The sequence below is a fragment of the Bacillus sp. FSL R5-0447 genome, assembly GCF_038606125.1.
In the GTDB taxonomy this organism is placed as follows: domain Bacteria; phylum Bacillota; class Bacilli; order Bacillales; family Bacillaceae; genus Bacillus; species Bacillus velezensis.
In genome coordinates this window covers 2,387,423-2,401,079 of sequence record NZ_CP152012.1, presented here as the reverse complement: position 1 = coordinate 2,401,079, position 13,657 = coordinate 2,387,423, and the positions used below count along the sequence as shown (strand labels likewise).

18 protein-coding genes and 1 pseudogene are annotated in these 13,657 nt (G+C 44.6%); 11 read left to right on the top strand and 8 right to left on the bottom strand.

Going from position 1 to position 13,657, the window contains the following annotated elements:
• The first annotated feature begins 29 nt into the window (after nt 1-29).
• From fbpC to NYE68_RS11955, 5 genes are all read left to right on the top strand, one after another.
• Entirely contained in the window at nt 30-125 is a 96-nt protein-coding gene (fbpC, locus tag NYE68_RS11975) for a Fur-regulated basic protein FbpC (protein ID WP_025284905.1), read from the top strand.
• 183 nt (nt 126-308) lie between these two features.
• Nucleotides 309-3,890, top strand: coding sequence for a dynamin family protein (locus tag NYE68_RS11970; protein WP_040238007.1), 3,582 nt, complete (start codon nt 309-311; stop codon nt 3,888-3,890).
• A gap of 68 nt (nt 3,891-3,958) precedes the next feature.
• Complete coding sequence (locus NYE68_RS11965; RefSeq protein WP_007409514.1) at nt 3,959-4,216, top strand: YpbS family protein; 258 nt, start codon at nt 3,959-3,961, stop codon at nt 4,214-4,216.
• Nucleotides 4,217-4,292: 76 nt separating this feature from the next.
• Nucleotides 4,293-4,436 carry a hypothetical protein gene (locus NYE68_RS11960; protein WP_003153570.1) on the top strand — a complete coding sequence of 48 codons (144 nt, stop codon included), beginning with the start codon at nt 4,293-4,295 and terminating at the stop codon, nt 4,434-4,436.
• Between the two features lie 95 nt (nt 4,437-4,531).
• A complete protein-coding gene (locus NYE68_RS11955) occupies nt 4,532-5,419 on the top strand; it encodes a 5'-3' exonuclease (RefSeq protein WP_033574702.1) in 888 nt (295 codons plus the stop codon).
• Nucleotides 5,420-5,424: 5 nt separating this feature from the next.
• Here NYE68_RS11955 and sspL read toward each other — a convergent pair whose 3' ends face one another.
• From sspL to NYE68_RS11940, 3 genes are read right to left on the bottom strand one after another with little or no spacing between them, the layout of a single operon-like run.
• Nucleotides 5,425-5,553: a small, acid-soluble spore protein L gene (gene sspL, locus NYE68_RS11950; RefSeq protein ID WP_003153575.1), complete on the bottom strand. Its 129-nt coding sequence runs from the start codon at nt 5,551-5,553 to the stop codon at nt 5,425-5,427.
• A gap of 51 nt (nt 5,554-5,604) precedes the next feature.
• The gene (locus NYE68_RS11945; RefSeq protein ID WP_025649782.1) at nt 5,605-5,997 is read right to left on the bottom strand and encodes a reverse transcriptase-like protein; all 393 of its coding nucleotides are present in this window, start codon (nt 5,995-5,997) and stop codon (nt 5,605-5,607) included.
• A gap of 6 nt (nt 5,998-6,003) precedes the next feature.
• Nucleotides 6,004-6,684, bottom strand: coding sequence for a queuosine precursor transporter (locus tag NYE68_RS11940; protein ID WP_015417685.1), 681 nt, complete (start codon nt 6,682-6,684; stop codon nt 6,004-6,006).
• 81 nt (nt 6,685-6,765) lie between these two features.
• Here NYE68_RS11940 and NYE68_RS11935 point away from each other — a divergent pair, with 81 nt between their 5' ends.
• The gene (locus NYE68_RS11935) at nt 6,766-7,437 is read left to right on the top strand and encodes a ribonuclease H family protein (protein ID WP_015417684.1); all 672 of its coding nucleotides are present in this window, start codon (nt 6,766-6,768) and stop codon (nt 7,435-7,437) included.
• A 2-nt stretch (nt 7,438-7,439) separates the two neighbouring features.
• On the top strand, nt 7,440-7,622 hold the full coding sequence (locus tag NYE68_RS11930) for a zinc-finger domain-containing protein (protein WP_033574700.1): 183 nt from the start codon (nt 7,440-7,442) through the stop codon (nt 7,620-7,622).
• 26 nt (nt 7,623-7,648) lie between these two features.
• Here the strand turns inward: NYE68_RS11930 and NYE68_RS11925 are convergent, their stop codons facing one another.
• Nucleotides 7,649-7,906, bottom strand: coding sequence for a DUF2564 family protein (locus NYE68_RS11925; RefSeq protein ID WP_007409519.1), 258 nt, complete (start codon nt 7,904-7,906; stop codon nt 7,649-7,651).
• Between the two features lie 162 nt (nt 7,907-8,068).
• Here NYE68_RS11925 and NYE68_RS11920 point away from each other — a divergent pair, with 162 nt between their 5' ends.
• Nucleotides 8,069-8,251, top strand: a complete 183-nt coding sequence (locus tag NYE68_RS11920; protein ID WP_012117812.1) for a hypothetical protein — start codon at nt 8,069-8,071, stop codon at nt 8,249-8,251.
• Nucleotides 8,252-8,302: 51 nt separating this feature from the next.
• Here NYE68_RS11920 and cspD read toward each other — a convergent pair whose 3' ends face one another.
• The 4 genes and pseudogenes from cspD to metA all read right to left on the bottom strand — a co-directional run bounded on the left by cspD (nt 8,303) and on the right by metA (nt 10,997).
• On the bottom strand, nt 8,303-8,503 hold the full coding sequence (gene cspD / locus NYE68_RS11915) for a cold-shock protein CspD (RefSeq protein WP_003153604.1): 201 nt from the start codon (nt 8,501-8,503) through the stop codon (nt 8,303-8,305).
• Between the two features lie 15 nt (nt 8,504-8,518).
• Nucleotides 8,519-8,630 (bottom strand): annotated as a pseudogene (locus NYE68_RS11910) (hypothetical protein); the annotation flags it as partial.
• Nucleotides 8,631-8,724: 94 nt separating this feature from the next.
• The gene (locus tag NYE68_RS11905) at nt 8,725-9,867 is read right to left on the bottom strand and encodes a diglucosyl diacylglycerol synthase (RefSeq protein WP_022553174.1); all 1,143 of its coding nucleotides are present in this window, start codon (nt 9,865-9,867) and stop codon (nt 8,725-8,727) included.
• A gap of 224 nt (nt 9,868-10,091) precedes the next feature.
• Entirely contained in the window at nt 10,092-10,997 is a 906-nt protein-coding gene (gene metA, locus NYE68_RS11900) for a homoserine O-succinyltransferase (RefSeq protein ID WP_015417682.1), read from the bottom strand.
• A gap of 283 nt (nt 10,998-11,280) precedes the next feature.
• Here metA and NYE68_RS11895 point away from each other — a divergent pair, with 283 nt between their 5' ends.
• The 3 genes from NYE68_RS11895 to NYE68_RS11885 all read left to right on the top strand — a co-directional run bounded on the left by NYE68_RS11895 (nt 11,281) and on the right by NYE68_RS11885 (nt 13,585).
• Complete coding sequence (locus NYE68_RS11895; protein WP_061860654.1) at nt 11,281-11,763, top strand: glutathione peroxidase; 483 nt, start codon at nt 11,281-11,283, stop codon at nt 11,761-11,763.
• Between the two features lie 11 nt (nt 11,764-11,774).
• The gene (locus NYE68_RS11890) at nt 11,775-12,383 is read left to right on the top strand and encodes an HD domain-containing protein (protein WP_033574698.1); all 609 of its coding nucleotides are present in this window, start codon (nt 11,775-11,777) and stop codon (nt 12,381-12,383) included.
• A 68-nt stretch (nt 12,384-12,451) separates the two neighbouring features.
• Entirely contained in the window at nt 12,452-13,585 is a 1,134-nt protein-coding gene (locus tag NYE68_RS11885) for a conserved virulence factor C family protein (protein ID WP_229041340.1), read from the top strand.
• Nucleotides 13,586-13,657 lie beyond the last annotated feature (72 nt).

Here is a 13,657-nt window from a genome sequence, read left to right as displayed (position 1 = left end):
AATGATTCTCATTCAAGGTGGTGCCGAAAATGACAATGTTATTTTTATTTGCAGCCGTTTGTACATACAGTGTTTTAATTGGTTTCGTATTGAAAAAAGTTTCGAATAAATCGATGTCTTCTTAAACATCTGCGGTTTTTCCTGCCGCGGGTGTTTTTTCTTTATCAGCTGCCGATATCGGCGGCTTTTTTGCGTTTCCTGAAGAAAAGTGAGCCATTCTTGTGTAAAATGGGGGAGAGGTTTTTTTCAGAGCTTTCTAAAAATGAAAAACGTCATTTGATGCGACAGACACAAAGGGGTAAAGACACATGACAGAAGAAGAACGCCATAACAGGGAGATTTTCAGCAGAACGGGTGCCTTATACGCACAATTTTTGGATCATCAGGATGAAAAACGGGCCGATCAGCTCGCGGCCATTATGAAAAAAGCGGCTGATGAAGAGGTTTATATCGCGTTTACCGGGCATTATTCGGCCGGAAAGTCCTCTTTATTAAACACATTGCTCGGTGAAGACATACTGCCGACAAGCCCGATTCCCACAAGCGCCAACCTCGTTGTCATTCGGCACGGTGAAGATAAAGTCGTGCTTCATACGACGGGGGGGGCTTATGCAGAAATTAAAGGAAGTTACGATAAAGAACAAGTGCAGCAATTCTGTAAAGACGGTGAGCAAATTGAAACGGTGGAAGTCTATGCCGGCTTTAAGGAGTCAGAGCCTTATGCGGCCTACATTGACACACCGGGAATTGATTCGACGGACGAAGCGCACTTTTTATCTGCCGCTTCGGTTCTCCATCAGGCTGATGCTTTATTTTACGTCGTTCATTATAATCACGTTCATTCAGAAGAAAATATGCTGTTTCTCAGCTCCATCAAAGACCGTATTCCGAATTTGTTTCTGATCGTCAACCAAATTGATAGGCATGATGAAACCGAAACGAAGTTTGAAGAGTACCGCAGGCAGGTGGAAGATATGCTTGAAGGCGCAGGAATACCGAAAGAATCGCTTTTCTTTACGTCTGTCACTGAGCCTGACCATCCTTTAAACGGCATGGAACAGCTGAAAAAACATCTGCAGAAGCTGAAACAGCAGGCAAAAACAAATTTATGGTCCTTAACGGAGAGAAAAGTTGCACACTTAGTCAAAGAGCATACAGAGATGCTCGTAAAAGATGATAAAAACGGCAGCGGAGAGCAGTTTGACAAACAAGAAGCACTTGTCCGTTCTGTTGAAGATGAGCTTAAAAAAGCCGTTCAACAGGCTGAAATAGCAGAGAAAGACATCAGAAAAGACGTGCAGAACATATTGCAAAACGCTAATCTGACACCCTTTGAGATGAGGGAGCTTGCATCTGCTTATATTGAATCACAGCAGCCCTCATTTAAAACCGGATTATTCTTTTCAAAAGCGAAAACGGCTTCGGAAAAAGAAAGAAGGCATGCTGAATTTTTTGCCGATATTAAAAAAAGAACGGAAGGGGAAGCGGATTGGCATATTATCGACACATTTACGAAAGCGGCCAAGCGGTATGAAGCGGATTCGGACGAACTGATCAAGAAAATCCAGGCGTACCGCACACCGCTTTCTGATGATATCACCGCTCAGGCCCTTAAGCAGGGAGCGGCCTTTTCATCTGAATACGTATTAACTTATACGAAAGACCTCGCTGAAATGATCAGAAGGGAAGCCAAAAGACAGACAGCGGAACTCATTGAGGAGCTGACCGCTTATGTTCAGACAAAAAACGGACCGCTCATTGAGAACTTGAAAAACCGGCTCGAAAAAGAAAAGAAAATAAGGGATGAGCTCGCGCAATCGGCAAAAGAAGAACGCAATGCCTTGGAAAAAGCAGCCCGCGTCCGCGCTTTGTGGGAAGAAGAATTGACCTGTGATACGGGAAGCGGCGACTGGTATACGCGAAAAAAACGCCTTGCGAAAGTGCCCGTCCAAAAAGAGAAACCAAAAGAGGCTGTACAGCATGAAGTAAGCAAGCCCGAAAAAAATGCGATGAAGGAACTCCCTATAAAAGAGCAGACTGATCGGTTCTATGAGCTTGCCGGGATTCTTGAATCCTCGAACATATTAGGAAAACAGGCAGAAGCCTTTCGAAGCAGGATTGAGCGGCTTGAAAACCGCCAGTTTACCTTGGCGTTATTCGGCGGATTCAGTTCCGGTAAATCATCATTTGCAAATGCGCTGGTCGGTGAATACGTGCTTCCGTCATCACCGACGCCCACAACGGCTACGATCAACAAAATAACGAAACCGCAAGACGGCAAACCGCATAAATCTGCGGAGATCGTTTTTAAAACGGAAGAGGAGCTGGATGCTGAAATGCTTCAGCTGACTGAGCTGAAAGATGCTGATGTAAAGGGGCGTTCACTGAAAGAGAGATGGAATTATGCCATTAAAAAGGGAAAAATTCCGGATGAACTCATCCCGGTGATTCAGACGATGCTGCAGGCGTTTGATGCGTATGAAGAACAGATCCGTCAAAGGCTGACACTGTCGGTGCCGGTTGAAGATTTAAAACCGTACGCAGCCGAAGAAAAAACGGCCTGCTGCGTAAAAGAAGTCACCGTGTATTATGATTCGCCTCTCACGCAAAAAGGCATCACCATTGTTGATACGCCGGGAGCAAGCAGTATAAACAAGCGCCATACGGAACTTGCCTTTCAATATATAAAAGATGCTGACGCGTTCTTTTATATGACGTACTATCAGCATTCTTTTTCAAAAGGAGACAGGTCCTTTCTGAAGAAACTCGGCCTCGTCAAAGAATCATTCGGCATGGATAAAATGTTTTTTGTCATTAACGCCGCCGATCTGGCCAAAACCGAAAGCGAACTGGAAACCGTCAAAGACTATGTCCGCTCAGAACTCTCAAAAGAGGGGATTAACCGGCCGAAATTATATCATGTCTCAAGTAAAGAAGAGCTTGCGGGTAAAAAAGCAGCTTTTTATAACAGGTTCTCTGATGTAAGAACCGGGCTTGAGCACTTTATTGAGGAAGATGTAATGAGGGCCAGCTGCGCCCAGCTGAAAACAGAGGCGGACAAATTGTGCGATATGGTGGAACAGCTTCACGAATCTCTTCACCAGTCGGCAGAAGAAAAAGAGAAAAAGAAACAGCGTCTGGAGTTCTCCTATGAAAAAGCTCTCGCTGACATTTCAAAGCGCCGTACGTCTGAGGTCATCATTCGAAAAGTGATGAAAGATACGGAAGAACAGCTCTACCACATTAAACATCGCCTGACGTTTTATGCGAATGATATGCTGAAAACCGCCTTCCATCCGGGTCTTCAAAACGGTGATTGGAAACGAAATATATCAGCGGCGCTGAATGAAGCGCTCAAGGAATTCCGTTTTGAATATATTCAAGAGCTGAAAACGCTCGATATCCGAATGACCGGTTTTATTGAGCGCCATATGACTGAGGAATGGATGGAAAACTGTCAGAAGAAGCTTATGGAAGACGGAGATTTCTCCATTTATGTGAGCGGCGAAAACGAATTTGCCGTTCAGCTGAAAGAGGTCGCTCCGGTCATTGACGTCTCGGCATTCTCACATCACGTAAAGGAAGTTAAATCACCGAAGCAGTTTTTTGAACAGAACGGAAAAGCAGCGTTTGTAGAAGGGCTCAGGCTGAGCCTGCAAAAAGTGACAGAAAAGTGGCTTGAGCAGGAGAAAGAAAGCCTTTCAGAGCGATATGCTGAGCAGGTGCGCCGTCTGCAAGAAGACATGGCGGATAAAAGCCTGTCCCAGATCCGCGAGCAGCGGGACACTTATTTACAAGGTCTTGCGGAAAATACGAGTGCAAGGGAAATTGAACACCTTTATGAAGCCGAAAAAGCATGGAAAAAGAAAGATGAAATGCTGAAAATTTAAAAATCCGGTTGGCGGGCAGATAACAGTCGTGGTAGACTAAAATGAAAAAAAGCGAGATGAAACCTTTTATGTCAGAAGTCCATAAAGCAATTTCAGCACATTCCGCAAAACAGCATCAGCACGTCAAAACATTTGTACAGCTTGATTATGAGCGTGAACAGGCCATTGAAGAAGCCATTGTAAAATGCAGACAGAATAAACCGTTCACGACAGATGCCATCAATGGCATCACCGCAAAAATGAACCAGCTGGCGAAAAAGGGCATCGTGCCGCAAAGACAATTCGTAAGTGAAGAGATGGTGAAAGAATTCGTCAGCAGACAGTAATGGATGAACCTGCCGCGTGTGTCATCAGCGCTTGCTGTACATACTATCCGTATCTTCTCTAAAGGGGGATATGACCATGGGCAGAACAAAACTGGGAAACAGAAATGCTCAGCAGAATAACAATGCCAAAAAGAAAAACGGGTTCGGACAGAAATTTGATTCTTATGCCGGCCGTGAAGCTGAAAAGCTGATGGCAAGCAATAAAAGACACGGTGAGTAAACGTGACGGCAGCATCTTCCAAATGGGGGGATGCTGTTTTTTTACCGCCTTCTTTGGTAAAATAGGAACATTGAATAAAAAAGGAGTTTCGATATATGAATAATAAATTACTGCTCGTTGACGGCATGGCGCTTTTGTTCCGCTCGTTTTTCGCGACGGCCGTTCATCGCAATTTTATGATAAATGAAAACGGAATTCCCACAAACGGAGTCAACGGTTTTTTAAAGCATCTTATTACGGCTGTTGATACGTTTCAGCCCACACATGTCGTCTGCTGCTGGGATATGGGAAGCAAAACGTACCGCAATGATTTGTTTCAAGATTATAAGGCCAACAGAAGCGAACCGCCGCTAGAGCTGATTCCGCAATTTGATCTAGCGAAAGAAGCAGCGCGAGAGCTCGGTTTTTTAAACATCGGCATAAAAGGCTATGAGGCGGATGACTGTATCGGTACGCTTTCTGCCCTATTTTCCGGGGAAGCGGAAATTACGATTGTAACGGGTGATAAAGATCTGCTTCAATTGCTGAATCATCAAGTTCAAGTAGCGCTGCTGCAAAAGGGTATCGGTAATTATAAGGTATATACAGATGAGATATTCAGAGAAGAAACGGGAGTTCCTCCAAAAGCGCTGATTGACATTAAGGCGCTGATGGGAGACACGAGCGATAACTATCCCGGCGTTAAAGGGATCGGGGAAAAAACGGCGTACAAGCTGATCCGTGAATATCAAAACATAGACCGGTTATTAGAAAGCCTCGCTCTCTTGCCGAAGGGCCAGCAAACGAAAATTCAGCAAAGCTTGAAAGAATTGGAGATGTCAAGGCAGCTTGCTGAAATACATTGCGAGGTGCCGTTAGTCTGTACGCTGGAAGAAGCGCTTTTTTCATTAAAGATGGAAGAGGCGGCATTAATGCTCAGACGTCATCAGATAAAAGGAATTGAAAGGATGCTCGAAAAGCTGAACGCCAGAGAGATCAGCTGATCCCTCTAGCGTTTTGTATTGCTTTTTTTTGCGTTGTTTTCAAGGGCTGATTTCGGGTCTTTATGCGCATTTCCTTCCATATTTCCCTGAGGATTCACGCCCCCGGTCAGCCGGCCTTTATTTTCTTTTCTCATAGCTGTTCACCTCATTTGTAGGATGAACAGTGAGACGCAATTTCATTCCGGTTATTTATTCAGCCGAATCGCTTTTTTTGCAAGCTGATCGGCTGTTTGGTTTTGTCTGCCGGGAATCCACTTAATGAAAAACAATGGAAATCCGGCCTTTAAGCGGATGATTTCGTCAACAAACGGCTGGAAAGCCTTGTTTTTAACCGCTTCAAGATCTGCGGCCCGCTCCACGATATCCGAATCCGTCCGGAATGACACGGACTCAAATCCGCGGGCGGCACACAGCTTCATTCCTTCAATTAAAGCGAGAAATTCAGCTTCCTGATTTGAATGGTCGCCGATCGGAATTGAGAAAGATTCTGTTTTCCCGTCATGTTTAATAAAAATACCGATACCGGACGGGCCCGGGTTTCCGGCGCTTGCACCGTCCACGTAAATTTCAGCGGGCATCATCCGTCACTCTCCCTTCGGTGTCATTCGTTTTGCCGCATACGCATAAGGGACAGAAATGAGTGATACCGCAAATTTAATCAGGTAAGTTGAAATGAAGATGCTGAACCATACGCCCGCGGAATAAACGCCGATAAAGGCCACGGCAGTGAAGATAAATGTATCCAGCAGCTGGCTGAGCGCCGTGCTTCCGCTGTTTCTGAGCCAGAGAAGCCTGTCTGAAGGAAAGATTCTCCGAATGGCTGAATATACATAAACATCTATCGTTTGGCTGAAAATAAAAGCCAAGAGGCTCCCGAGCGCAACACGCGGCAGAAAACCGAAAATCGTCTCAAGGGCAGGCTGTGCGATATCTGACGCAGCCGGTTTATATAAAAGAGCCCCCTGCATGGCGCATGTCAAAGCGAGCAGAGTGGAAAACCCGAGCCAGACGGCTTTGCGCGCTTCCTTGGGACCGTATTTTTCATTCAGCACATCCGTTGCGAAGAAAACGGTGCCGTACATGATATTTCCCAGTGTCGCCGTAAGCCCGAACAGCTCGACTGTTTTGACAACCTGCAAGTTGGCGCACACCGTGGCGAAACCGATCCATACGAATAGGCCCGTTTTGCCAAATCCTTTATAAAACAGAAGAACAATGATAAAATGAATGACCGCAAATAAGATCCATAACACATCGTTAAACAAAACCTGCTGACTTCCTTTCAATTTGAGAATGGTTTGATTATAGCACACGCCCGTCAACTAATGAATGGTAAGGTGATTTCAATGAATCTAAAGCCGTATATCGAAATAGAAGCAAAAGGAACAGGCCCTGTCGCGTTTTTTTCCGAAGATTGGCTGACCGTTCCGAAAGCGCGCATGCTTGCAAGAGAAGTCAGCCGCTTTCCTTATATAAAAGACATTTATTTTGAGGATGAAAAAGGCGCGAGCTGGACGCTTAAAGAATTAGAAAAGCTTACTGAAGAGCTTGCGCACGAACCTGACGACATTACAGTGTATTTCGACGGCGGCTTTGACAAAACAAGCGGACGCGCCGGACTCGGAATTGTCGTGTATTATTCTCTCGGCGGTAAGCGATACCGCATACGGAAAAACAAAAGCTTAACGCTTCAGACGAACAATGAGGCGGAATATGCCGCTTTATACGAAGCGCTTAAGGAAGTGCAGGAACTTGGCGCAAGCAGAAATTCAATCACGATAAGAGGGGATTCCCTCGTCGTTTTGCATCAGCTTGACGGCAGCTGGCCGTGTTATGATGAAACGCAAAACGAATGGCTGGATAAAATTGAAGCGCTGCTCGAATCCTTAAAGCTGACACCGACATATGAAGCCGTAAACCGAAAGGAAAATCAAGAAGCGGATGACCTTGCCAGAAAAATTCTCTCGGACCGGCAGATTGAAAGCCGCATAACATTAGAAGGTAACGGAGATGACTGATATTGGATAAAAAAAGCATTTATAAAGAATTGACAGAGCTTCAGGATGAATATTGCAAAGACTGTTTCGTAAAAAAGCATTTCCGCAAAGAGTTTGGAAAAACGCACGCTCATTCTTTCTGCATCAAGCAATGCACGGTGGGGGAGAAGCTGAAAGCCTACGGCAAGGTGCTGACAAATCAATAAAAAATAAAACCGCAGCTTCTGCGGTTTTATTTTTCGAATTCATCGAGCTGATGCTGGCAATCGTCGAGAAGCATTCGCTGCTTTTGCAGAAAATCCTGGTCGAGAGCTTGCAGTTCACTGGATTGTGACATTGTTCTGGCATCCTGAATCGCCTGGTAAGCAGATTCCACCAAAGTTGAATTTTGGCCCCGGGTAGCCGCTCCCGTTGTTTTCTGGGCCGTTTCCACCGCTAATTCAAGCTGGCGTTTATCCGTCAGTCCGTTTGGGAAAAATTCAGAGTCCATTAAAAAAACACCTCCGCAAATAGTTTGGAGATTTTTTTTAGAAATATGTACGGAAAATAGAAAAAAATATAGAAAATAAGCCGATATAACTATTGAACCTGATTAATTAGGGCTTATTTACTATTATTCAGGGTATCTTGGGAGAGAAGGGAAAAACCAGCCGTGAATGATAAAGATTTAAAAACAATCCTTCAGCAGACATTTAAAGAAATATACGGTGATTTGGGAAGTTTAGCGGAAATGGCAAAAAAGGGAATGCCGTCAATGGAGAAACAAATTGAAGAAATCGAGCAGCGCTGCAAGCAGAATCTTGTCGCCATTGAGATTCAGACGGCAATCAAATAGGAGAGGCATACGCCTCTCCTCTATTTGTCATCTGATCAACATGTATTGAGTTTAGAGTTTTACAACATTAGAAGCTTGAGGTCCACGATTACCTTCGACAATTTCAAAAGAAACTTCTTGTCCTTCTTCTAATGATTTGTATCCTTCTCCTTCGATAGCAGTGAAGTGAACAAATACGTCGTCTCCGCCTTCAACTTCGATGAAGCCGAATCCTTTTTCGTTGTTGAACCATTTTACTTTACCGTTTTGCATATTGCTTAATTCCTCCTAGTACTGTAGCACCTTCGTGCTAAAAAAAATTTTGTCATCATCCAACCGTACGTATGTAAACGTTGTTAAATGATGGTTCAACTATACACCATATGGGAGCGGGCGTCAAGCGGCAGCTCCCTATTTTTTATCTTTATTTTTCCAGTAACAAAGCTTAACCGGAAAAAAACAAAAAGCACACGAACCGTTCGTGTGCTTTTCTTTTACGATAATGCCATATCCGCCTTCCCGGCCATCATTTCAGATTCTTTTATAATGTCCTGCAAAATGACTTCAGAAGAGTTGGGGAGGTGAAGGCTTTTAATATTGTCCTTCATCCGGTTCAGCTTCTCCTCATCCGCAAGAAGGGAGGTGACAGACTCTAAAATTTCTTCGTGGCGGTTGACCACGACAGCCGCACCGCGATCTTCAAAGAAAATGGCGTTTTCTTTTTCCTGTCCGGGAACCGGTTTGTACAAAATAACGGGTACTCCGATCGCCGTCGCTTCCGTCAGTGTGATGCCGCCCGGTTTCGTGATCATGCAGTCCGTAATACGGAACAGCTCGTCAATTCTTTCTACATAGCCCAGCACTTTCAGCCGGTCGGCATTGTCACCTTCCAAGCTGCTGAGGGATTCTTTCAGCGAGCTGTTTTTGCCGCATACCACCACAACCTGCACCTGATCGTCATGAACGAGATTTTCGCACAGTTCTTTTACGTTTTTCAGCACACCATGCGCTCCCGCCATAATAAGAAGAACTTTTTTGTCGGGAGAGAGATTGTATTTTTTGTAAATCGCCTCTTTCGGCATCGATTCCTCGAATTGAGGCCTGATGGGAATGCCCGTAATCTTTACGTTGTTCGGGTGAGTGCCGATTTCAATCAGTTTTTCCTTCACGTAATCTGTGGCGACATAATATTTATCAACATTTTCATGAACCCAGATTTTGTGAAGGCAGAAATCGGTCATAACGTTGAACGTCGGGATCACTTTTCCGGTTCTCCGTCTGTATTCCGGTACGACAATCATCGGAAATGTATTGATAATAATGTCCGGCTTATGCTCTTCGACGAGCTGGCCTAAACGTTTATTTCCCATTTTAAAATAAATATTGAATTTGCGTTTATTATAGATTTTGTCAACTCCGTAATAAAACAAACGATAAAACTGTTTTCCGATTGAGAAGCTTTTTAAATAAAGGTATTGAGTAACCTCTGAAACAATCGGATTTGACTCTTGATACAAATTGGAAACCGTCACATCTAAGCCGAGACGCAGACATTGTTCGTAGAGCGTTTTGGCCACTTGAACATGCCCGTTTCCGTAATTTGCAGTCAAAATTAATACTTTTTTATTGGTATTCAAGTAAATTCACCTCAATGTAATCAACAACAAGCAAGCTTCATGCATCGTAAGGAGTTATTGTCTATAGATAAACATAACACAAGTGCATCATTTTATAATAAGCGCGGCAACATATTTAAACTAAATTTAATTGATATGTTCCATTATTTTAAAGTTTTGTTATACGCATACTGAATCAAGAGTATTTTATCATATTTTTGTCACCGTATCACTCAAAACAAAAATTAATCCCATTCATACGGGGTTTCCTGATATACGTAATAATTCAGCCAATTCATAAACAATAACGTTGCATGAGCTTTCCAGCGGTTAACAGGTTCTTTCCCGCCAGGCGCAAAATAGTGCTTAGGAGCTTCTACGTTTGAAAGATTTCTCTCTATGTCTCTCTCATACTCCTGAAGTAGCGTATCGGTATCATATTCCGGATGACCCGTTAAGAAAATCTGTTTTTCGTCTTTTGAAACGATTAAACAGACCCCCGCTTCCTCTGAAACGCTGAGCACATCCAGATCCGAAGCCGATTGCAGCTGCTCCTTATTAATATCTGTATGCCGTGAGTGGGGCACATAGTATAGCTCGTCAAATCCTCTTACCAATCTCTCATGTTTTTTAAGAACGGTATGCTCAAACACACCGAAGATTTTTTTCGGCAGCTCCACTTTCTCAATGCCGTAATGATAGTATAAACCGGCTTGAGCGCCCCAGCAGATATGGAGGGTTGAAGTGACGTTCGTTTTGCTCCATTCCATGATTTCCTTCAATTCTTCCCAGTAAGAAACATCTTCAAACGGCAGGTGCTCAATCGGAGCCCCGGTAATAATCATTCCGTCAAACCGTTTGTGGCGGATGCTGGAAAAATCCGTATAAAATTCATCCAGATGCTGCCTTGCCGTATTTTTTGGAGTATGTGTGCTCGGAATTAAGAACGTAAAGTGAACTTGTAAAGGTGAATTCCCAAGCATCCTGAGGAGCTGGGTTTCCGTTTGGATTTTTTTCGGCATCAGATTTAAAATCACGATCTTCTGCGGCCGGATATCCTGATGAAAAGCCCGGCTTTCATCCATTACAAAGATGTGTTCACTTTCAAGCACCTGCTTAGCGGGCAGGTGATTTGGTATATTAATAGGCAACATGCCACCTCCGTTATTCCCCGTTAATTTTCTTCATTATAGAAATTTTTAAGCCATTTTTCAATCCATCCCGGCGTAATAAACCGCATTTAACGCATAATGACGGGGATAAAAGCGGCAAATAGGCATAAATTCGGAGCGGCTCTTTATTATGACGGGTAAAGAGCCGTTTGGTTCCTCGAAAAAAACATTTTCCGTTAAGTGGAAGGAAAAAGCGGTTGCCGTTTGTTTTGCAGTGTAAAACAGGTAAAATAAATGAAGAATGTAAAAAGGAGGGCCGCAGATGACAATTTACGATATAAACGTACGGACCATAACAGGCGAAGACATGACGCTATCGGCTTACAGAGGCAAGGTGATGATCATTGTGAATACAGCAAGCAAATGCGGGTTCACATCCCAGCTCAAGCAGCTTCAGGAGCTCTATGATACATATCGGGAGGAAGGTCTTGAAATATTGGGATTTCCCTGCAACCAATTCATGAACCAAGAACCTGGAAACGAAGCGGAAATTCAAGAGTTCTGTGTGAAAAACTACGGAGTCACATTCCCGATGTTTGCGAAAGTTGATGTCAATGGAGCAGACGCTCATCCTCTCTTCACATATCTGACGGAGCAGGCGAAGGGGATGCTCGGCACAAAAGCGGTCAAATGGAATTTCACTAAGTTTATCGTGGACCGAAACGGTAAAGTCACCGGGCGTTTTTCACCGAACGTCAACCCAAAAGAGCTTGAAGATACGGTGCAGAGGCTTTTGGCCCGATAAGAGGTGATACGGTGAACGAAAAAGAGCAGCTGGAAAGCGTCAGGAATTGGGTCAGAGAAAAGCTTATCAATGAACGAACGGGCCATGACTGGCTTCATATTTCCCGGGTCGCAACACTTTCTGTTTATATGGCAAAAGAAGAAGGCGCCGACTTATTTATCACTGAGACGGCCGCGCTGGTTCATGATCTGATTGACGACAAGCTCGAAAAAAGTGAAAGGCTGACGGCAGGCGAAGTGACAGAACGGCTGGCTGCTTTCAACATTGCGGATGGCTCCATTCAGGAGATCGCGGATATTATCACGAGAATGTCATTCAGACACAGGGAACTGCTGATAAAGCGGCCGCTTTCATTGGAGGGGAAAGTTGTTCAGGATGCAGACATGCTTGATGCGATCGGCGCAGCGGGCATCGGCAGGGCTTTTATGTTTGCCGGGGCGAAGGGTCATCCGATGTACGGAACTCAAACAAGTGTGCTGGCCCATATAGAGGATAAATTAATCAAGCTTAAAGGCTTAATGAATACAAAAGCGGGGGCCGGTTTAGCAGAGGAGCGGCATCAATTTCTTTTACAGTTCGCCGCCCGTATCCAAAAAGAGGCCGGCATTTGCAAAAGCTAAGCGGCGCAATAGAACGCTTGTGCCGACTATGTTAGAATAAGTGTCAGATTGTGCATAGGAGGACCAATATGAAGATTAAATCAATAGAACCGACGCCGAGTCCGAACACGATGAAAGTGATTTTGACTGAAGAGCTTCCGGCAGGGAAAAGCAACAATTACAAGCCCGATCAGGCAGATGATGCTCCGGCCGTCGTACGTGATATTTTAAACATTGAAGGAGTAAAGGGCGTTTATCACGTTGCCGATTTCCTTGCTGTGGAGAGAAACGCACGTTTTGACTGGAAGGAAATTCTGCCTCAGGTCCGTTCCGCCTTCGGAATGGAACATACGGAGCAGACTGAGAGCCGTTCTGAACAGGAATCGTTCGGTGAAGTGAAAGTTTTCGTACAAATGTTCAGCGGAATCCCGATGCAGGTCAAATTGACGGACGGCGAACGTGAAGAACGCTTCGGCCTTCCGGAACGTTTCCAAGAAGCCATTTTAAAGCTGCGTTCCGAAGCTTCAAATGTTGTATTTGAGCGGACTTGGAAAGAACAAGGCGTGCGCTTCGGGGATTTTACCGAAATCGGACACGATGTCACAGAAGAGCTTCAGGCCGCCTACAGTGATGAGCGGCTCAAACGTCTGACAGAAGCAGCCGCACAGCAAAAGGGTGAGGCCAAACCGGCAGTGCAGCGGAAAGCTTATAAAGTGACACTGGACATGCTTGATGATGAAGACTGGAAACAGCGCTATGCCCATCTTGAGCAAATGGATCCGGCTGAAGACGATTTACCAGTATTGGAAAAGGCGCTGCATGATCCGAAGACTTCGATCAGAAGACAAGCCGTCGTTTATTTGGGAATGATCGAAAAGCCGTCTGTGCTTCCGCTGTTATACAAAGCGCTTGAAGATAAAACGGTGACGGTCAGAAGGACGGCGGGTGACTGTCTGTCGGATCTCGGCGATGCGAGCGCCATCCCGGCCATGATGAAATCGCTCAGTGACTCAAGCAAGCTCGTGCGCTGGCGCGCGGCCATGTTTTTATATGAAGTCGGCGATGAAAGCGCGCTGGAAGCATTAAAAGCGGCGGAAGACGATCCGGAATTCGAAGTCAGCCTGCAAGTCAAAATGGCGATTGAACGGATTGAGGACGGAGAAGAGGCGAAAGGTTCAGTCTGGAAACAGATGACTGAAAGCAGAAAAAAAGAACAGTTATAACAAAAAGGTGCGCCATGCACCTTTTTTATTTGAATTCACTTTTTATAAAAATTATTTAGAATATTGTTGAAA